This window comes from Mesorhizobium sp. M0909, from assembly GCF_040319515.1.
Classification (GTDB): domain Bacteria; phylum Pseudomonadota; class Alphaproteobacteria; order Rhizobiales; family Rhizobiaceae; genus Mesorhizobium.
Genome location: NZ_JAMYOA010000013.1, coordinates 161,331 through 180,023, shown reverse-complemented (window position 1 = coordinate 180,023; position 18,693 = coordinate 161,331). Strand labels below are relative to the sequence as shown.

At 61.4% G+C, this 18,693-nt stretch carries 19 protein-coding genes and 1 pseudogene; 4 read left to right on the top strand and 16 right to left on the bottom strand.

What is annotated here, in order from left to right; all coding sequences use genetic code 11:
• The 16 genes and pseudogenes from NKH83_RS20885 to NKH83_RS20810 form a co-directional block, all read right to left on the bottom strand.
• Window positions 1–271, bottom strand: a pseudogene (locus NKH83_RS20885) (lipid-A-disaccharide synthase); the annotation flags it as partial.
• Window positions 261–1,163, bottom strand: a complete 903-nt coding sequence (locus NKH83_RS20880; protein ID WP_502895596.1) for an LpxI family protein — start codon at window positions 1,161–1,163, stop codon at window positions 261–263. The gene NKH83_RS20880 and the pseudogene NKH83_RS20885, both read right to left, overlap by 11 nt.
• A gap of 6 nt (window positions 1,164–1,169) precedes the next feature.
• A complete protein-coding gene (gene lpxA / locus NKH83_RS20875; protein ID WP_352801690.1) occupies window positions 1,170–2,003 on the bottom strand; it encodes an acyl-ACP--UDP-N-acetylglucosamine O-acyltransferase in 834 nt (277 codons plus the stop codon).
• 13 nt (window positions 2,004–2,016) lie between these two features.
• Window positions 2,017–2,481 (bottom strand): 3-hydroxyacyl-ACP dehydratase FabZ, encoded by a 465-nt coding sequence (fabZ, locus tag NKH83_RS20870; RefSeq protein ID WP_023674942.1) that lies wholly within the window; start codon window positions 2,479–2,481, stop codon window positions 2,017–2,019.
• Window positions 2,474–3,532: a UDP-3-O-(3-hydroxymyristoyl)glucosamine N-acyltransferase gene (lpxD, locus tag NKH83_RS20865; protein WP_352807084.1), complete on the bottom strand. Its 1,059-nt coding sequence runs from the start codon at window positions 3,530–3,532 to the stop codon at window positions 2,474–2,476. Before lpxD ends, fabZ begins: the two co-directional genes overlap by 8 nt.
• Before the next feature lie 179 nt (window positions 3,533–3,711).
• A complete protein-coding gene (bamA, locus tag NKH83_RS20860; RefSeq protein WP_352801692.1) occupies window positions 3,712–6,063 on the bottom strand; it encodes an outer membrane protein assembly factor BamA in 2,352 nt (783 codons plus the stop codon).
• A gap of 217 nt (window positions 6,064–6,280) precedes the next feature.
• On the bottom strand, window positions 6,281–7,423 hold the full coding sequence (gene rseP / locus NKH83_RS20855; RefSeq protein ID WP_352508489.1) for an RIP metalloprotease RseP: 1,143 nt from the start codon (window positions 7,421–7,423) through the stop codon (window positions 6,281–6,283).
• A gap of 104 nt (window positions 7,424–7,527) precedes the next feature.
• A complete protein-coding gene (locus tag NKH83_RS20850; RefSeq protein ID WP_352801695.1) occupies window positions 7,528–8,361 on the bottom strand; it encodes a phosphatidate cytidylyltransferase in 834 nt (277 codons plus the stop codon).
• Between the two features lie 3 nt (window positions 8,362–8,364).
• Window positions 8,365–9,087, bottom strand: coding sequence for an isoprenyl transferase (locus NKH83_RS20845; RefSeq protein WP_254817313.1), 723 nt, complete (start codon window positions 9,085–9,087; stop codon window positions 8,365–8,367).
• 32 nt (window positions 9,088–9,119) lie between these two features.
• Window positions 9,120–9,674, bottom strand: coding sequence for a ribosome recycling factor (frr, locus tag NKH83_RS20840; RefSeq protein ID WP_084640965.1), 555 nt, complete (start codon window positions 9,672–9,674; stop codon window positions 9,120–9,122).
• A gap of 96 nt (window positions 9,675–9,770) precedes the next feature.
• Window positions 9,771–10,493, bottom strand: a complete 723-nt coding sequence (gene pyrH / locus NKH83_RS20835) for a UMP kinase (protein ID WP_023674934.1) — start codon at window positions 10,491–10,493, stop codon at window positions 9,771–9,773.
• A 411-nt stretch (window positions 10,494–10,904) separates the two neighbouring features.
• Complete coding sequence (tsf, locus tag NKH83_RS20830) at window positions 10,905–11,828, bottom strand: translation elongation factor Ts (protein ID WP_352807079.1); 924 nt, start codon at window positions 11,826–11,828, stop codon at window positions 10,905–10,907.
• Between the two features lie 119 nt (window positions 11,829–11,947).
• A complete protein-coding gene (gene rpsB / locus NKH83_RS20825; protein WP_254817316.1) occupies window positions 11,948–12,745 on the bottom strand; it encodes a 30S ribosomal protein S2 in 798 nt (265 codons plus the stop codon).
• 204 nt (window positions 12,746–12,949) lie between these two features.
• Window positions 12,950–13,228 (bottom strand): DUF4031 domain-containing protein, encoded by a 279-nt coding sequence (locus tag NKH83_RS20820; RefSeq protein ID WP_352807076.1) that lies wholly within the window; start codon window positions 13,226–13,228, stop codon window positions 12,950–12,952.
• A gap of 43 nt (window positions 13,229–13,271) precedes the next feature.
• The gene (locus NKH83_RS20815) at window positions 13,272–14,570 is read right to left on the bottom strand and encodes a lysophospholipid acyltransferase family protein (RefSeq protein ID WP_352807073.1); all 1,299 of its coding nucleotides are present in this window, start codon (window positions 14,568–14,570) and stop codon (window positions 13,272–13,274) included.
• A gap of 134 nt (window positions 14,571–14,704) precedes the next feature.
• Entirely contained in the window at window positions 14,705–15,532 is an 828-nt protein-coding gene (locus tag NKH83_RS20810; RefSeq protein WP_352807070.1) for a cell envelope integrity EipB family protein, read from the bottom strand.
• Between the two features lie 138 nt (window positions 15,533–15,670).
• On the opposite strand from NKH83_RS20810, the gene NKH83_RS20805 reads away from it, so the two are divergent.
• From NKH83_RS20805 to NKH83_RS20790, 4 genes are all read left to right on the top strand, one after another.
• A complete protein-coding gene (locus NKH83_RS20805; protein WP_254817319.1) occupies window positions 15,671–16,135 on the top strand; it encodes a RidA family protein in 465 nt (154 codons plus the stop codon).
• A gap of 14 nt (window positions 16,136–16,149) precedes the next feature.
• Window positions 16,150–16,878, top strand: a complete 729-nt coding sequence (locus tag NKH83_RS20800) for a glycerophosphodiester phosphodiesterase (RefSeq protein WP_352807068.1) — start codon at window positions 16,150–16,152, stop codon at window positions 16,876–16,878.
• Between the two features lie 40 nt (window positions 16,879–16,918).
• On the top strand, window positions 16,919–18,133 hold the full coding sequence (locus NKH83_RS20795; RefSeq protein WP_352807065.1) for a GNAT family N-acetyltransferase: 1,215 nt from the start codon (window positions 16,919–16,921) through the stop codon (window positions 18,131–18,133).
• 119 nt (window positions 18,134–18,252) lie between these two features.
• On the top strand, window positions 18,253–18,684 hold the full coding sequence (locus NKH83_RS20790; protein WP_352645637.1) for an HIT family protein: 432 nt from the start codon (window positions 18,253–18,255) through the stop codon (window positions 18,682–18,684).
• Window positions 18,685–18,693: the final 9 nt, after the last annotated feature.

Below are 18,693 nucleotides of genomic sequence, written 5' to 3'. Positions count from 1 at the left end.
TTTCACCGCCAATCGCGTTTGCCGTCTGGCCGATCCGCCGCATCAGTCGCGGCAGGTCGCGCACGATAGCGCTAAGCCCCATCAACACGATCTCGCTGCCGTCGAACAATAGCGCTAGGCCGAGCGCCTGCAAATTGCGGCCGCCGATGCCGACAAGCCGAACGTCGCGCCCGGTCATGCGCTTTAACGCCTGCACAAGATCGGCGCCAAGCAGGTCACCGGACTCCTCGCCGGCGACGACGGCTATCTTCAACGGCCGCTCATTCGGCATGCGCCGGCTCCGCAGCAGGCAGCCCGATCACGAACAGGCCGAGCGCATTGGCACGCCCGATGGTGGCGGGACCTTCGAGCACCAGCGAGCGGCCGGCTTCTACGGCAATGCCGGCCAGTCCGGCGGCATGCGCCGCCTCGACGGTCAGCGGGCCAATGGAGGGCAGATCGGCACGCAGTTCCTGACCGGGCTTGGCGCATTTGACCAGGACACCGCGCGTCCTGCCCGCCAGCCTGCCGTGCCCGCGCAATTCCCTTGTCCGCTCGAGCAGCCCGTCAGTCCCTTCGACGCCTTCCAGCGCAATGGCGCGGCCGCCGACCGCAACAGCCGCTTGGCCGATATCCAGCGCGCCGATGGCTTTTGCCGCCGCGTGCGCCGCCTCGATGTCGCGCCAGTCGGATTTGTGTGGCGCCGCCTTGGTCAGCAGGCCTTCGGCGGCGACCAGCTCCGGCACGATCTCGTGAGCGCCGACGACTTTGATGCCGCTGCGCTCGATCCTGCGCACGAACAATTTCAGCACCGTATCGTCTCCCCGGGTTACACCGACGAAGAGGCTGGGCAGCCAGGCGAGCAGGCCCAAATTGAGGCGCATGGCGCTCAGCCTGGGGCGGCGCGTGATATGACCCGCGGTTACGAGATGCGTAACGTGATGCCGCTTGAGGATCGGCAGCAGCGAGCCGACGTCTTCCAGCCTCAAGGTTGCCTGCTCATAGGGCTCGAAATCGGCTATGCGGTCGACCTCGCCCGCCGCCATCACGACGAAGGGCAATTTGCCTTGCCGGGCGAGCGCTCGGGCAATTTCGACCGGGAGGCTGCCGCCGCCGGCGATGATACCGACCTTGGCATCTGGCGCGAGATCAAGGCCCTTTCCGGCAGCCTCAATCTTCGTCATCTGCTCTCAGTCTTCATCATCGGCATCGTCGCCGTCGCCACCCTTGAGCGACGGCACGGCATAGTGCCGCTTGCCGCGACCGGCGATGAAATCGACGATCTTCATGGCAGTCGGCGACGAGGCGAACTCCGCCTTGGCGAATTCGATGTTTTCGCCGACGGTCCGGGAGCGATCGAAGATCGTCTTATAGGCTTTGCGCAGCAAATGGATCTCCGAACGTGGCAGGCCGGCGCGCTTCAGCCCAATGATGTTGAGGCCGCGAAGGCTGGCACGGTTGCCAACGGCGATGGCGTAGGGAATGACGTCGCCGACGATCGCCGAGCAGCCGCCGAGAAAGGCGTTATCGCCGATGCGGACAAACTGATGAACCGCGGTCAGGCCGCCGATGTAGACATTGTCACCGACTTCGCAATGCCCGCCTAACGTCGCTTGATTGGCGAAGGTGGCGTTCTTGCCGACCACGCAGTCATGGGCAATGTGGGCATAGGCAAGGAAATTGCCGTTGTCGCCGATCGTCGTCTCGCCGCGGCTGGAATCGGTGCCGACATGCATGGTGACGCCTTCGCGGATCGTGCAGTTCTCGCCGATCACCAGCGTGGTACGGCCGCCCTTGTGCTTGGTGTTCTGCGGTGGTCCACCCAGTATCGCCATCGGATAAACCTTGGTCGATGCACCGATGGTGGTCGCGCCAATCACCGAGACATGGCTGACCAGTTCGACGCGGTCGCCGATCACGGCATCGGGGCCGACGTGACAGAAGGGCCCGATGCGGGCGCCTTCGCCGATTTGGGCGCCTGCCTCGATGACCGACGATGGATGGATGACTGTCTGGATTTTCATTAGCATTCGTTTGTCAGCCGCTTGCGACCATCATCGCCGAGATCTCGGCTTCCGCCGCCTTGGCGCCATCGACGAGGGCCTCGCAAGCGAATTTGAGAAGATTGCCGCGTTTCTTGATTTTCTTCACATGAATTTTCAGCTGGTCGCCTGGAACGACCGGCTTGCGGAACTTGGCATTGTCGATGGTCAGGAAATAAACCAGCGACGGCTTTTCCGTACCAAGGCTGCGGATGCAGATGGCGCCGGCCGTCTGCGCCATCGCCTCGATGATCAGTACGCCGGGCATGACCGGCTGGTCGGGGAAATGACCTTGGAAATGCGGCTCGTTTATGGTGACGTTCTTGATGCCGATTGCGGATTCGTCGCCATCTATGTCGACAATACGGTCGATCATCAAGAACGGATAGCGGTGCGGCAGGAGCTTCATCAGCCGCATTATGTCAACCGCTTCGAGCGTCGCCGCTGCGATGTCAGCCATTTCCCCCCTCACCCTGTTTGCGCGTCCGTGCAAGTCTGCGCAAGGCCGCTATCTCGCGCATAGCTTCCGCCATCGGCTGCGCCGGATATCCTCCCCAAATCTCACCGGCAGGCACATTGCTCATAAACCCGCTTCTTGCCGCAAGCTTGGCGCCGGACCCTATGGTCAAATGATCCGCAAGGCCGACGCCGCCACCCATGGTGACGTTGTCGCCTACCGTCACAGAACCGGAAATACCCGAAAGCCCGGCTATTATGCAATTGCGGCCGATGCGAACGTTGTGCGCGATCTGCACCAGATTGTCGATCTTGGTACCCTGGCCGATGATCGTGTCGGACATGGCGCCGCGATCGACGGTCGTATTCGACCCGATCTCGACGTCGTCCTGGATGATGACGCGGCCGATCTGCGGAACCCGCTCCGGACCCTTGGCGCCGGCCACGAAGCCGAAGCCATCCTGGCCGATCCTGGCGCCGCCATGAATGATGACGCGATTGCCGATCAATGCATATTGCACGCTGGCGCCTGGACCGACATAGCCGTCGCGGCCAATCTGGGAGGAAGGACCGATAACCGCATAAGGGGCAATGACGGTTCCGCTGCCGATGTCAGCGCGCGGTCCGATGACCGCGCCCGCTTCGATGATCGCACCGGGCTCGACATGGGCGGTCGCATCGATATGGGCGTGCGGCGAGATACCGGTTTCGCCGGTCATCGGCCCAGGCGTTGCAGCCGCCGGGAAAAGCAGGCGCCCGACCATTGCGAAAGCCTGCTGCGGGCGCGGATGCACCAGAACCGCGATGCCCGCCGGCGCCTTGGCGGCAAATTCGGCAGGGCAGAGAACCGCTGCCGCCCGCAGTGACTGCATCAGGGCGAAATTGCGCCTGCCATCGACGAAGACAAGGGCGTTCTCGCCGCCTTCGTTGGCGGGAGCCAGAGCGTCGATCGAAACATCGGAGAGAGCGGAATCGACAAGCATCGAGCCGGTCAGATTCGCGACTTCGCCGGCCGTATACCGGCGTGAGGGCGCGAAGAACACCGGATCGGTCATTCCAGAAGCAATATCCAGCTAGCGCATGACCCCGAAATCGGAAATCGATCCTCGGAAAGGATCATGCGCAAATCAAGTTGCTACAACGTTCTTTGAGCGTCCGATAGGACGCACTGCGCTGTAGTGTCGGATCACTGACATCCCGATCCAAACGAGCCGGAAGCATCGTTACCCGCACATCAGAAGCGGGTCGATATGCCGAAGTTGAATTCCTGCACGTCGTCGGTCTTTTCCTTCTTGACCGGGATCGCATAGTCGATGCGGATCGGGCCGAAAGGCGATGCCCACATCAAGCCGACGCCGACAGAAGCGCGCCATTCCATGCCGGTCGTCGACTGATTGACGAGGTTGGAGGCAATCTTGCTGCCGTAGAGCGTTGCCGCATCGGCGAATACCGCGCCGCGCAAACCGAAGCTTTCCGGGATGACCGGCAGCGGGAACTGCGCTTCCGCCGAGGCATTGAAGTAAGTGGTGCCGCCGAGATGGTCATTGCTGTTGTCCGAGGCAACCGGACCGATGCCGCCATATTCGAAACCGCGGATCATGCGATCGCTGCTCTGGAAATGGTCGAAGACACGCAGGTCGCCGCTGCCATATCCCTGGACATGGCCGGCACCGCCAGAAATGAGGCCTACCAGATCCAATTGTTCGGACAACGTCTGATAAATGCTGCCGCGCGCTGTCACCTTGATGAACTTGGCGTCGCCGCCCAAGCCAGCCACTTCCGTGCCGACGTTGGCAAAAATGCCTTCATGGGGATTCTTCATGTCGTCAATAGTATTGTAAACTAGGCCGAGACTAACCGACGATTTGAGCCACGGACTCTCTTCGACACCGTTTATAATCGCCTGGGAGACATCGCAGGTGGCAGGGTCGCAGTTCTCGTCGAACTCATACTTCTCCTGAGCGATATTATACGCGAGCTGAGTCGAGATGTTGTCGGTAATCGGCAGACCGAAGCGCACTGTCGCGCCCGTCGTGTCGCTATCGTAATGGTCATAGTTTCGAGTCTGCTTGTAGATGTCGAATCCGGCAGCGATACGGCGACCAAGGAAGTACGGTTCGGTAAACGAGAAGCTGTAGTCGCGCGAGTTCTTGCCGCCGCCAGCCGCCACCTTGATGAATTGGCCGCGGCCGAGGAAGTTGCGCTCACTGATTGAACCTTCGACGGACGGACCAGCCGTCTCGCCACCAGTCGAATAACCGGCACCGACCGAGAACTCACCGGTCGATTTCTCGACCACGTCGACCACCAGTACGACTTGATCAGGCTCAGAGCCCGGAACGGTGGAAATCTCGACTTTCTCGAAATAATCAAGCGCTTCCAGCCGCCTCTTCGCGCGCTGGATGAGAACCTGATTGAAAGCGTCGCCTTCGCTGACATCGAACTCGCGGCGAATGACGTAGTCGCGAGTCCGATCGTTGCCGCGGATCTCGATGCGCTCGATATAGGCCTTGGTGCCCTGGTCGATCGTATAAACGACAGAGATGGTGTGGTTTTCGAAGTTGCGGTCACCGCGCGGCGTCACCTGGGCAAAGGCATAACCAGAACCGGCGACCTTTTCGGTCAGCGCGATGATCGTGTCCTCGACATCCTTGGCGTTATAGACATCGCCCTTGTGGGTCTCGACCACCGATTCAAGCGACTTGCTGTCGACCTCGGGGATCGTGCTTTCGACGCTGACGTCCCCGAACGTATACCGCTCGCCCTCCTGCACCGTGATGGTAACGGTGTATTTGTTGGTTGTGTCGTCGAGTTCGCCGACAGCCGAGACGACCTGGAAGTCGGCATAGCCGTGATTGTAATAGAAGCGGCGCAGCAGCTCCTGGTCGGCGCGCAGCTTGTCCTCGTCATAAACATCGTCGCGCAGCACGAACGACAGGAAGGACGAGCGCTTGGTGGAGATGATGTCCGACAGACGGCGGCTCGAATAGGCGCTGTTGCCGACGAAATTGATCGCCGCAATCTGGGTGCGGCCGCCTTCGTTGATGTTGAAGACCACGTTTACCCGGTTGTCGCCGAGATCCATGATCTGGGTGGTCACGGCGGCATCGTCGCGGCCGATACGCCGGTATGCGGCCTTGACCGCCTCGACATCGGCGTCGAGCTGTTGTTGCGAGAAGGTGCCGCGCGGCTTCAATTGCACCGCGGCTGCAAGCGCGTTGTCCTTGAGCTTCTTGTTGCCCTGGAACAGCACCTGGTTGACGACCTGGTATTCGGAAACCTTGATGACCAGCGTCGATCCGACCTGGTTGATCTGCACGTCCGAAAACAGCCCGGTGCCAAACAGCGCCTTGACCGCATCATCGATGTCGGAGCTGGAAAACGCCTTGCCGGGCTTGATTGTCACGTAATTGCGGATGGTGTCCGCGTCGACACGCTGATTGCCGGTGACTTCGACTCTGGAGACGACAGCCGCCTCGGCGGCCGATGTGGCAACGAACTGCACTGCGAGCGCGCCTGGTACAACCAGAGCAGCGGACATAGCCACCGCGGACGCGGCGCTCAGAAACTTGGATGCTGCCTTCATCGGGCTTTTGTACCTTTTCTCGAAGTCCCCACGGCGAGAAAACCGGACGTGCGGTAATTTCCCCTACCGTATTAACCGGATTTTCCCTACACGCAAGGCTTCTGGTTAATTTGTATTTACTTAACCCTGTGGCGTGGCTTTCGCGTCACGCATATCCCCACGCATGGTAAACGGCGTCTCAACATTGGTCGCGCTGAAGCCAAATTTCTTCATGATTTCAGCACCCAAACAGATCGTTCCAGAAAACAAAACCCATGAAGCCGAGCACCAGGATGAGGCCGCTCCGATAAGCCATTTCCATCATCCGTTCGGACACCGGCCGTCGGATGACAGCTTCCACGCCGTAGAACAGAAGATGCCCTCCGTCGAGGGGGGGAATCGGCAGAAGATTGAGAATTCCTATCCCGACTGACAGATATGCAACAAGCTGGACGAGCAATTCGAAGCCGAGCTTTGCCGCCTGGCCCGACATCTTGGCGATCTTGATGGGCCCGCCCAGCTGGCACTTGTCCTCGCGGCCAACAACGAAACGCTGCAGGAACTGGCCGGTGCGCTGGATGACGTGTCCGGTTTCCTGGATGGCCGCCCCGACTGCCCCGGCCGGGCTGTAGGTGATCAGCCGCGGCTGGCCGAGTTCCTTGTTGTTGATGACGCCGATCACGGCCACCTGGGCTTTGTTGCCCAATGCGTCTTGTTGTTCCATCAAACGCGGCGTCGCCGTGACGGTGATTTCCTTGCCGCCGCGTAACATAACGAAGGTGATGCTGTCGCCGGCGCGGCCCGAAACCAGACGCTGGACGTCGGCAAAGGTCTCGACCTTGCTGCCGTCGACGCTGACGAATCGGTCACCGGGCATGATGCCGGCCGCCGCTGCCGGACTGCCTTCGGTGACTTCAGCCACCATCGGCTCGTATACCGGCCGACCATATATGGAAAACAGCACGGCAAAGACGGCGATCGTCAGCAGGAAGTTGAACAGCGGCCCCGCCACGACGGTCGCCGCCCGCTTCCAGATCGGCTGCGTGTGGAAGGCAACCTTGCGTTCGTCGTCGCTCAGCGCCTCGACCTCCTCCGAGCTGGGCTGGCTCGACGTCGCGTTCATATCGCCGACGAACTTGACGTAGCCGCCGAGCGGTATGGCGCAAAGCTTCCAGCGGGTGCCGCGGCTGTCGTTGAAGCCGATGATCTCAGGGCCGAAACCGATCGAAAAGGCTTTTGCGCCGATACCGCACCAGCGGCCGACGAGGTAATGGCCCATTTCGTGGACGAACACGACCACGGTCAGCACGAACAGGAAAGGCACCAGCGTGCCGAGGACAAGGCCGTCCGTGCTGAAAACCGCGTGAAGAATCTCGTTCAATTCATGCCCTCAAATTCATCCACGGCGCAGATCACGCCGCGACTGTGACATCAATCCAGGCGAATCCATGACGCAGCCCCGCGCCGGCCCACCGACGATGCCGTTCAAACCGGAAACAGCCCCTGTGCCGGATGGTCGGCGGTCGCGGAAATCCAGCCGATGACGTATAGGGCGAAAGCCGCCGCGACAAGCCCATCGACCCGATCCATGATGCCGCCATGGCCGGGTATCAGCGTGCCGGAATCTTTACGGCCGTGGCGTCGCTTGACCCATGATTCGAACAGGTCGCCGGCCTGCGCGACGATCGAAAGCACCAGTGCGACCACGCCAAGCACGGCGAGGTTGCCCGTTCCGGCTACTGCAGCCAGAAGCAGACCGGCCACTACGCCGCCGACCACCCCACCGAGCGCCCCGCTCCGCGTCTTGCCCGGCGAGATCGACGGCGCCAGCCTTGGGCCACCGACGGAGCGGCCGACGAAATAAGCAAAAATATCGGTTGCCCAAACCACGGCGAATAGGAACAGAATGGCCAGCAGCCCTGAATGGTCGCCATCACGCAAGAAGGCCAGCGACAAGCCCGACACGGCCGCATAGGCAAGGCCGGATGCTTCCCACGGTCCTGCCTTGCGCATCGACGCCGCGATGGCAGTGACAGCAACCAGAGCCGCCACGAGCGGCAGCAGCAAAGACGCAGGCAAGCCGGCGACGAGGGCACCAATAAAGACCACGATCAGCGCCTCGGGCAGAAAGCCGAGACCTGCCATAGCACCAGCACCTGCCGGGGCAACGGGGCGGCTCATCCGCGTCCACTCGTAGAAGATCACCGCCGCCATGGCAGCGCAAAGCAACCGGAAGGGCAGTCCGCCGAGCCAGGTCAGGCCAAGCGTCACGATGGCAAGCACGACGGCCGAAATGACCCGGAGTTGGAGGTTGCTCATTCCTCAGCCTGAGGCGACATCTTGGGCGGCAAGTCCGCCGAAGCGGCGCTCGCGGCCGGCGAAATCGCGTAGTGCATCGGACAGGTGCTCGCGACTGAAGTCGGGCCAGTAGCAAGGCAGGAAAACGAGTTCGCTATAGGCGGCCTGCCATAACAGGAAGTTCGACAGCCGAAGCTCGCCGCTGGTGCGGATGACCAGTTCCGGGTCCGGAATGCCCTCTGTATCGAGCGAGCTGGCAAAGGACTCGGCCGTGATCGCCTCGCTGTCGATCTCACCGCGCGCCACCGCTGTGGCGAGCTTGCGCGCGGTGCGCACGATCTCGTCGCGCCCGCCGTAATTGAAGGCAATGACCAGCGTCAGCGCTTCGTTGCGGAGAGTGAGCGTTTCGGCTTCCTCAAGCAGCCCCCTTATGTCGGGCTGCAGCCCTGCCCTGTCACCGATGACCCTGATCCGCACCCCACTCTGGTGCAGTTCGGCAAGGTCACGTCGGATGAAAAGCTTCAGCAGGCCCATGAGGTCGCTGACTTCAGATTTCGGTCGTGACCAGTTTTCCGACGAAAAAGCGTAGACGGTCAGGAAGGAGATGCCGAGGCCGGGGGCGGCGCGCACTGTCTTGCGCAGCGCCTCGACGCCGGCGCGGTGACCAGCCAGCCGAGGCAAGCCGCGCGCCTTGGCCCAGCGTCCGTTTCCGTCCATGATGATCGCGACATGCGCGGGCGTTGCCATGTTCTCACTTCCGGGCCAGCCGTGGCCAGACCCTAGACCTGCATGATTTCCGCTTCCTTGTCGGAAAGCAGGTGGTCGATGGTGCTGATTGTCTCGTCGGTCAGTTTCTGAACCTGGTCGGCCCGTTTGCGATGGTCGTCCTCACTGATGTCGCCGTCCTTTTCCGCCTTTTTCAGAAAGTCCATGCCGTCCCGGCGAACGTGTCGTGCGGCGACGCGGGCATTCTCGGCATAACCGTGCGAGATCTTGACCAGCTCCTTGCGGCGCTGTTCGTTGAGCTCGGGCAGCGGAATCCTGAGATTGGTACCGTCGACGATAGGATTGAACCCGAGATTGGCTTCACGGATGGCACGGTCGACCGCGCTGACCATCGACTTGTCCCAGACCGAAACCGAAATCATGCGCGGTTCCGGAACCGACACTGTTGCCACCTGGTTGATCGGCATGGTGGTGCCATAGGCCTGCACCTGGACGGCATCGAGCAGGTTGCTCGACGCGCGGCCGGTGCGCAGCGAAGCCAGATCATGCTTGAACGCGGCGATCGCCCCGTCCATGCGCCGTTTGAGATCGTCGTATTCGCCACTCATCATCGTCTCCTCGACCCGTTAACCCGGGTTCACTGCTTAGGGTAAGCCCTGTTCGAGCCTCATCCGCAACCGATCCCTTTCGGGTTCATGGTCCGGTCAATCATCTGCGACGACCGTGCAACGGCCGCCGCCCCTCAGGATATCGCCGAAACCACCCTTCTCGTGGATCGAATAGACGATTATCGGAATGTTGTTTTCGCGCGCAAGTGCAATCGCCGCCGTATCCATGATCGAAAGCCCGCGTTTGATGACTTCGTCATGGCTGATCCGCTCGAAACGTGTCGCGTGCGGGTCCTTCTTGGGATCAGCCGAATAGACACCATCGACCTGGGTGCCCTTGAACAGAGCATCGGCTCCGATCTCGGCGGCTCGAAGGGCCGCAGCCGAATCGGTGGTGAAGAACGGATTGCCGGTGCCGCCGGCGAAGATGACGACCTTGCCCTGGTTCATGTAGGCGGTCGCCTGTCGCTGCGAAAAACTTTCGCAAAGCTCGGGCATGGCGATCGCCGACAGCACAACGGCGTCGACGCCGATCTTGTTGAGCGAGGTGCGCAGCGCCAGCGAATTGATAACGGTGGCAAGCATGCCCATATGGTCGCCGGTGACGCGGTCTCCGCCCTTCGAGGCAACCGCGACGCCACGGAAGATGTTGCCGCCGCCTATGACGACACCGACTTCGATGCCCAATGCCCGGGCCTCAGCGATGTCGGCGGCGATGCGGTCGACCACCGATACGTCGATTCCGAAATGCTGCTCGCCCATCAACGCTTCGCCCGATGCTTTCAGCAAAACACGTCGGTAGAGGGGCTTCACCGTCATCTGGTCCTCGTCATCGTGCGTGTGACGCGTTTCGGTGCGCCCCGAAACACTGGGCGTTCCGATACACGAAGGGCGCCACGATGTCACGCGGCGCCCGAGCCGGAAAACTCTCTTCCAGCTTCAGCTTACACGGCAAAAGCACCTTGCATGAACAGGTTCGGCATGTAGCCAGCCGGCTTGTCACCGACTGTCTGACCTCCGGTAAGGCCACCCTATATTTCCGCGCCGAAGAACGAATACGAAAAAGGGTGTGAATGACCGGCTCACCGCATCGAGCCGTGCCCGAACGTCCTGCGCAATGTCGAAATCGAGCGCGGCGAGGTCGTCCTTGAGTTGATCCTACACCGCGCAAGAAATCGGCCGGGCATCCTCGCGGACACCCGGCCGAAAAAGCCTTTTAAACGAAATAGTTTACTTCTTGACCGCTGCCGCGACTTCCGCCGCGAAATCGGTCTCTTCCTTCTCGATGCCCTCACCGAGCGCGAAGCGCAGATAGGCAGCGATTTTGGCTGGCGCGCCGATCTCGCTTTCGGCATCCTTAAGCGCCTTCTCGACGGTGATGTCGGGATTGAGCACGAAAGCCTGCTTGAGCAGCACGACCTCTTCGTAGAACTTGCGCAAACGGCCCTCGACCATCTTCTCGATAATCGCTTCCGGCTTGCCGGACTGGCGTGCCTGGTCGGCGAAGATCGCCTTCTCGCGCTCCACCGCGGCCGGATCGAGCTCTTCGGAGGTCAAGGCCATCGGATTGGTGGCAGCGACATGCATGGCAACCTGACGGGCGAAGGCGTTCGCGGCATGCGCGTTGCCTGTCGTCTCGATGGCCACCAGCACGCCGAGCTTGCCAAGGCCGTCGGCGACCGCATTGTGAACGTAGGTTGCGACAGCGCCGTGCTCGACGGTGAGCTTGGCCGAGCGGCGGAAGCCCAGATTCTCGCCGATGGTGCCGACGGCGTCCTTGATGGTCTCGGCGACCGACTTGCCCGAGCCCGGATAGGGACCAGCGGCAACGGCCTCGGTCTTGCCGCCATAGGCAAGCGCGACCTTCGCGACATTGGCGACGATCTCCTGGAACGCAGCATTGCGGGCAACGAAGTCCGTCTCGGAATTGACCTCGACGATCGCTGCCTCGCGGACGCCCGAATCGACGCCGATCAGGCCTTCGGCAGCGGTACGGCCGGCCTTCTTGTCGGCCTTGGAGATACCCTTCTTGCGCAGCCAGTCGATGGCTTCTTCCATGTTGCCGTTGGTCTCGTTCAACGCCGCCTTGCAGTCCATCATGCCCGCGCCGGTCAAGTCGCGGAGTTCTTTGACCTGTGCAGCCGAAATGCTCATTGTCGCCTCTTTGTCTAAATGCACTGACGCACCATCGATTTTCGATGATGCGCCTGGTGCCGGTAGCGCTTACCGCGCCAACATATTGGAAAGATGAAGGCCGTAGCCGGCCTTCGCTACTATGCTTCCGGGGTCTGGGCTGCCGGGCTCTCGGCGGCCGGGGTCTGCTCAAGCGCCGGCTCGACCGGAGCCTCGACCGATGCGCCGATATCGACACCGAGCGCGCCCTGCTGACGGGCGATGCCGTCGATAGCTGCCTTGGCGATCAGATCGCAATACAGCTGGATCGCGCGGGCCGCGTCGTCATTGCCGGGGATCGGGAAGTCGATCTTGTCCGGGTCGCAGTTGGAATCGATGATGGCAACGACCGGGATGCCGAGACGCTTGGCCTCGAGAATGGCGATCGCTTCCTTGTTGGTGTCGATCACGAACATCAAATCGGGCGTCGAACCCATATCCTTGATGCCGCCCAGCGCCTTGTCGAGCTTTTCACGCTCGCGATCGAGGTTGAGGCGCTCCTTCTTGGTTAGGCCCTGAGCCTCGCCGGCCAACATCTCGTCGAGCTTGCGCAGGCGCTGGATGGAATTCGAGATCGTCTTCCAGTTGGTCAGCATGCCGCCGAGCCAGCGCGAATTGACATAGTACTGGGCCGAGCGCTGCGCGGCATCGGCGACAATGTCGGAGGCCTGGCGCTTGGTGCCGACGAACAGCACGCGGCCGCCCTTGGCAACAGTGTCGGAAACCTGCTTCAGCGCCTGGTGCAGCAGAGGCACCGTCTGCGAGAGGTCGATGATGTGGATGTTGTTGCGGGCGCCGTAGATATAGGGCGCCATTTTCGGGTTCCAGCGGTGGGTCTGGTGGCCGAAGTGAATGCCAGCTTCCAATAGCTGGCGCATGCTGAAATCAGGCAGAGCCATTCTTATTTCCTTTCCGGTTAGCCTCCACGGACACAGGCATTTTTGGACTTTGTCCTCAAACGCCACCGGAGGTTTCAGCCGGATTTCTCCCGGGCAGACACCAAAGTCCGTGTGTGGAATGAGCGCGCATATAGAGGGGAAGCACGACAAACGCAAGCGCTGTGGCGTCTTGCGGCTCAGCGTGCGGCGATCAGCGCACCGGTGTCATTGTCGCATCTTCCCCTTCGGCACCCGCACACGCCGGAAAACAGCGACGATCTCCTCGCGGCTGCATTCGATGGCGCCTAACCGCACCGCGCGGTCACGCTCCAGCCCGGTTATGTCATAATGCGGCGCCGATGTCTTGGGCGGCCCTTGATAGGACGAGCGCTTGACGCCGAGCTGCGCGGCGAAGCGATGCAGCTCGTCAGTATCGTCTGCCAGCAGATGACACCAGCGGTGGCCGACCCATTTCCAGATCGCCGCATCGACATAGACCGCCATGAGGTTTGCCGCACTCCTTCATCTTGCGCCGACCAGCACGCCGCTAACGATGATAGAAGGGATTGGCATAGAAAATGAAGGCGCCGCCGGCCTCGAGTTGCGTCATCGTCCTGGTGACGGTCTCTTGCATCCGGTCGTGCAGTTCGGCGAGTGCCTCCTCGACGGAGCCTTGATAGGCGTGCAAGCCTAGCGGCTCCGGTACCCGAACATAGGCGCGGCGTGGGCCTGCCGGCTGCGGCACGAAACGGTTGATCGTATCGCGCAGCGTACCATTGCAATAGTCGTTGCGGATCCGCTTCAAATGTTCGGCGATCTCCTCCTGCGTGATGCGCGGATTGGTTGAGGCCCACGGCCCGACACGCTGCAGGCGCTGGATCGTATCTGCCAGCGTTCGGACCTGCGCCTGGTTTTCGGTGCCATCCGTGTTTTCCCGCAGCCGGCGCCGCGACCGGCGCAAAAGCTCGGCAGTGTCGAGCGTGTCGGCGTCGACCGAGACAAGTTCAGCAAGGCGACGGCCGAGTTCCGCGAGCAGGTCCTTTTGACGTGCGTCATACGAAACCCGCTCATCTGACCGCAGGCCATACGCAGCCTCATCGCGCGACAGCAACGTCGCATAGATATGATGGATGCGCTCCGGCAGCGTATTGCCGGCACGGCGTTCGATCTTCAGGCTTTGCTCGACATAGGCGCATTCCTTTGCCAGCGCTGCCTCGACATTCCCCGTGAAAACGAGCTTCCAGATCACGGGCGCGATCCAAACCTTGAAATCCGGATCCATCAGGCGGCCGCGCTTCAGCGCCTCGAACCCCATCTCGACCGCCCCCGGCAGCAGCGGAGCAATGATGTTGGCATGCCAGCCGACACCGCCTTCGGGATGCAGGAGCACGCCGTGCCCCTTCAGCGCCCAGGCCACCGAATGTTCCTTGGCGGCCGCGCTGTTGCGCGGGATTTGCGCGATCAGATTGTTGGCCAACCAGAATTTCTGCATCAGCCGGCCAAGCCCGTTGACGACGCCGTGCGTGGCCCAGGATGCCGTCAGCGGGCTTACCCGCGAGACGACCTCCTTGTCGATCATCCAGTCGGTAAAGAATTCGGGATGGTTGGGCGTGATGAACGTCGCCTTGCCCGCACCGCAACAAGCCTTCAGCCTTTGCCGGTCATCCTCTGGAAAATAGATGTGGCGGACATTGGCGACGCCGCGCAAACCGGCCAGACAGTTGAACGGCAACAGGTCGCGAAAGCCTGGAATGCCGTGCAGCATGACAATTCGGTTGACGAACGTCATGGCCTTGATCAGCGTCGCATTGGGCCGCGGCGCCACAAAAACGTCGATCCTGCTCAACCTGCTCCCCCACGGCGCTTACCGTCGTTAGACGATGATGGGCAATTGCGGCATGCTCAAGTCGATACGACACGCCCGCAAGATCAAGCGCTACTATCCCGGATAGCGGCCGGCGGCTTGTCGTTGGTTCCAGCCTATTTCGACGGGCAGGTCTTTGGCTGATCGAACAGCGACAGATTGACCAGTTTGCCGGTCATCGAGAACTCGCCATAGTCCATGACGAGATCGCGCGTGATGCCGTTCTTGTGCAGCTTGAAGCTGATCCGGTATTCCGGCACCTCCTCGCCGCCTTTGTCGGCATCATCGAAATAGGCGATGTCGACCGGCCAGTATTTGTCGGTGGCGAGCTTGGCCAGCGCCGGCGCTTCCGGATCGGCGTTGTCGGCATCGGCTTGCTTGCCGACGACGACGGTGGTGGTCACCACCTTGTTGGCATCCTCAGAGCCGTCGAACAGGTTGGTTTCGTAGAAGCGCTCACCCTTTTCCGCCTTGCCGATCATTTCGACCATTTGCTGGGTCGGGAACTGGGTCGGCGCGAGTTCCAGGCTGTTCTTCTCGGGCTTGTCGATATCGACCTTGAGACCGTTGGCCTCCTTCGTTGCGGTACCCTTGACCTCCTTGTCGAGGTTCTGGTCGACAAAGGATTTGTTCACGAAGGAGAAGGTCTTGCCCTCGGCGTCCTCGAAGGTGGTCATCTGCTGGTCGGTCAGCCTGGTGTTGTCGCTGGTTACGATCTGGGTCACCAAACGGAACTTTACCGTATAGCCCTCGCAAGGCGAGCCGTTGAACTCGTAGACCATGCGGCCGGTGATGCCGGTGATGCCGGAGCGGTCGGAGGCTTTGTCGAGTGAAATGTCGTAAACCGCGCGATGCGCCTGCAGCGCCGGCACCGCAAAAGCGGGAGCCGCCCAGGAAGCCGCTGTCAAGAGAACGGCGTTGAATACGAGGCGCGTTGCGCGCATGGGGTGCTCCGATCATCGCGGCTAATGGCAGGCCGCATGGAAAGATGGTCCAGCTTAAAAAAAGTCGTGGCGGAAGCGAGGCAAAAATAGCAATTTCGGCCCGGCCTGCGCGGCACCTTCAAGCAATAGGGAAATAGCATGAGCGAAACAATCGAAAAGCGGCTAAGCGATCTCGGCGTGTCGCTGCCGGCCGCCGCCGCGCCCGCCGCCAATTACGTGCCCTATTGCAGGACCGGCAATCTGCTGTTCACCGCCGGGCAGTTGCCGCTCAAGGACGGCAAGCTCCAGGCGAGCGGACTGCTTGGCAGCGATGTCGACACCGCGACCGGCAAGGAAGCCGCAAAATACTGTGCGATCAACATATTGGCGCAAGCCCAGGCAGCACTTGGCGATCTCGAGAAAATCCGTCGCTTGGTGAAGATCACCGTCTTCGTCGCCTCGGCACCGGACTTTGTCGAACAGCATCTGGTTGCCAACGGCGCCTCGGATTTTCTCGCCGCGGTGCTCGGCGATCGCGGCACGCACGCTCGCTCCGCCGTCGGCACCGCCTCCCTGCCGCTTAATGCCGCAGTGGAAATCGAAGCGATCTTCGAAGTCGAATGACCGGGACTGCAACCATGACCGATCTTTCCTGGCTGACCGCCCGGCCCGTTGCCCATCGCGGCCTCCACGACATGAACAAGACGCGCTGGGAGAACACCCTTTCCGCCTTCGCCGCGGCGGCCGAGCGCGGCTACGCGATCGAATGCGACGTGCACCTGTCTTCCGACGGCGTCCCCGTCATCATCCACGATGGCGATCTGCGGCGGCTGACCGGCGAAAACGGCTTCGTCTGGCAGCGTACGGCTGCCGAGATCACCGCGCTGAAGGTCGGCGGCACCGCTGACCATCTGCCGACGCTGCAGCAGGCGCTTGATCTGGTCGACGGCCGTGTGCCGATGGTTGTCGAGCTGAAAGGAGCTGCCGGGCACGACGAAGGCCTGGTCAAAAGCGTCGGCAAGATGCTCAAGCAATACAACGGCAAGGCTGCGATCATGTCGTTCGACCATTGGCTGATCCGTGAGTTCCCGAAATATGCTCCCGGCATACCCGGCGGGTTGACCGCCTACGGCAACGACAACCACCTGATCGAGGCGCATTTCGCCATGCTGGCGCATGACATCGCCTTCACCTCCTACGCCGCCGGCGACCTGCCGAACCGGTTCGTCTCCTTCGTGCGAGAAAAACTCGGCATGCCGGTGATCACCTGGACCGTGCACGACCAGCCTGCCGTCGACCTGACCTTCAAATATGCCGACCAGATGACGTTCGAAGGATTCGAGCCAGATCTGGTGCGGCTTGCTTGAGCGGGCTTGTATGGGTCAGCAGCGAGCTTAAGTAAGCCTCATGGATCAAGGGGACGACTGCGAAAGACAAACGGCGAACGCGGAGCTGTCGATCCGCATCGCCGCGGGCATCGGGGCCTTTACCAGCGCTGAATGGGACAGCCTCGGCGGCACTACACAAGACGATGCAGAAAACGGCTACAACCCACTAGTTTCATTTGCTTTTTTGAGCGCGCTGGAAGATTCCGGCTGCGCTGTTCGGCGCACCGGCTGGCAAGGCCATCACCTGAGGCTGGAAACCGCCCGAGGCAAGCTGCTCGGGGCGGTCCCCTGCTATCTGAAGTCGCACAGCCAGGGCGAATATGTATTCGACCATGGCTGGTCGGACGCATTCGAACGCGCCGGCGGGCGCTACTACCCGAAGCTGCAATGCGCGGTGCCGTTCACGCCCGTCACCGGCCCTCGCCTGCTGGTCGGCAAGGGCGAGGACAGTCCCACCGTCAAGGCCGGTCTTGCGGCCGGCCTGAAGGCGGTGACGGATAAGCTCGGCGTGTCTTCCGCCCATGTCACCTTCGCGCCGGAGGACGATGTCCAGATATTGGCGGCGGCCGGTTTCCTGCATCGCACCGACCAGCAGTTTCACTTCTTCAACGAAGGTTTTTCGAGCTATGACGATTTTCTCGCGACGTTAGCGTCGCGCAAGCGCAAGGCAATGAAGAAAGAGCGGCGCGAGGCGCTCGCCGACGGCATCTCGATCGACTGGCTGACCGGCAAGGATCTGACCGAAAAGGCCTGGGACGACTTTTTCGCGTTCTACATGGATACCGGCAGCAGGAAGTGGGGCCGGCCTTACCTCAACCGCGATTTCTTCTCCCTAATCGGCGAGCGCATGGCCGACGACATCCTGCTGGTCATGGCCAAACGCAACGGACGCTACATAGCGGGCGCCATCAACTTCATCGGCTCAGACGCGCTCTACGGCCGCAACTGGGGCTGCATCGAGGACCACCCATTCCTGCATTTCGAAGTCTGCTACCATCAGGCAATCGATTTCGCCATCTCGCGCAAGCTGAAGGTGGTTGAAGCTGGTGCTCAGGGCGAGCACAAGCTGGCGCGCGGCTACCGGCCCGTGACGATGCATTCGGCGCACTATATCGCCCATCCAGGTCTGCGCAATGCAGTGGCCGACTACCTCCAGCGCGAGCGGCGCGAAGTCGAGCGGATGAGCGAATATCTGGAAGAGCACACCCCGTTCCGCAAGGACATGGCGGAGTAGGGTAGCGAGCCCAATCGCTCAGCCGTGCGAGCCCGCATGGCCGATGTCGATCGATCATCTTGCCCGCCCGGAACAGCTTCGCTACACGAGACAGCGAGCCAAGAACCGGAGCGCGCGCCATGGCCGAAGCAACCTACGACAGCAGCAACATCTTCGCCAAAATCCTGCGCGGAGAAATCCCTTCGCACCGCGTCTACGAGGATGAAGCGGTCATTGTCTTCATGGATGTGATGCCGCAAGGACAGGGTCACACGCTGGTGGTGCCGAAAGCGCCGTCGCGCAACCTGCTTGACGCGGATCCGGCGATGCTTGGCCCGCTCTTCGCTCACGTCCAGAAAGTTGCGCGGGCCGTAAAGAAGGCCTTCGATGCAGATGGCGTCACGGTTATGCAGTTCAACGAACCAGCTTCGGGGCAGACTGTCTTTCACCTTCACGTCCATGTCATTCCGCGCTTCGAGGGGATTCCCCTGAAACCGCACAGCGGACAGATGGAAAAGCCTGAAGTCCTGGCCCAGAACGCCGGCAAGATACGGATGGCGCTGGCAAGCTGAACCGGCGCA

Excerpts from the sequence above, each read along its gene's own strand:
- NKH83_RS20880 (WP_502895596.1), bottom strand. The coding sequence starts at position 1,163 with ATGACGAAGATTGAGGCTGCCGGAAAGGGCCTTGATCTCGCGCCAGAT.
- lpxA (WP_352801690.1), bottom strand. The coding sequence starts at position 2,003 with ATGAAAATCCAGACAGTCATCCATCCATCGTCGGTCATCGAGGCAGGC.
- fabZ (WP_023674942.1), bottom strand. The coding sequence starts at position 2,481 with ATGGCTGACATCGCAGCGGCGACGCTCGAAGCGGTTGACATAATGCGG.
- lpxD (WP_352807084.1), bottom strand. The coding sequence starts at position 3,532 with ATGACCGATCCGGTGTTCTTCGCGCCCTCACGCCGGTATACGGCCGGC.
- bamA (WP_352801692.1), bottom strand. The coding sequence starts at position 6,063 with ATGAAGGCAGCATCCAAGTTTCTGAGCGCCGCGTCCGCGGTGGCTATG.
- NKH83_RS20850 (WP_352801695.1), bottom strand. The coding sequence starts at position 8,361 with ATGAGCAACCTCCAACTCCGGGTCATTTCGGCCGTCGTGCTTGCCATC.
- NKH83_RS20845 (WP_254817313.1), bottom strand. The coding sequence starts at position 9,087 with ATGGCAACGCCCGCGCATGTCGCGATCATCATGGACGGAAACGGACGC.
- frr (WP_084640965.1), bottom strand. The coding sequence starts at position 9,674 with ATGAGTGGCGAATACGACGATCTCAAACGGCGCATGGACGGGGCGATC.
- pyrH (WP_023674934.1), bottom strand. The coding sequence starts at position 10,493 with ATGACGGTGAAGCCCCTCTACCGACGTGTTTTGCTGAAAGCATCGGGC.
- tsf (WP_352807079.1), bottom strand. The coding sequence starts at position 11,828 with ATGAGCATTTCGGCTGCACAGGTCAAAGAACTCCGCGACTTGACCGGC.
- rpsB (WP_254817316.1), bottom strand. The coding sequence starts at position 12,745 with ATGGCTCTGCCTGATTTCAGCATGCGCCAGCTATTGGAAGCTGGCATT.
- NKH83_RS20820 (WP_352807076.1), bottom strand. The coding sequence starts at position 13,228 with ATGGCGGTCTATGTCGATGCGGCGATCTGGAAATGGGTCGGCCACCGC.
- NKH83_RS20810 (WP_352807070.1), bottom strand. The coding sequence starts at position 15,532 with ATGCGCGCAACGCGCCTCGTATTCAACGCCGTTCTCTTGACAGCGGCT.
- NKH83_RS20805 (WP_254817319.1), top strand. The coding sequence starts at position 15,671 with ATGAGCGAAACAATCGAAAAGCGGCTAAGCGATCTCGGCGTGTCGCTG.
- NKH83_RS20800 (WP_352807068.1), top strand. The coding sequence starts at position 16,150 with ATGACCGATCTTTCCTGGCTGACCGCCCGGCCCGTTGCCCATCGCGGC.
- NKH83_RS20795 (WP_352807065.1), top strand. The coding sequence starts at position 16,919 with ATGGATCAAGGGGACGACTGCGAAAGACAAACGGCGAACGCGGAGCTG.
- NKH83_RS20790 (WP_352645637.1), top strand. The coding sequence starts at position 18,253 with ATGGCCGAAGCAACCTACGACAGCAGCAACATCTTCGCCAAAATCCTG.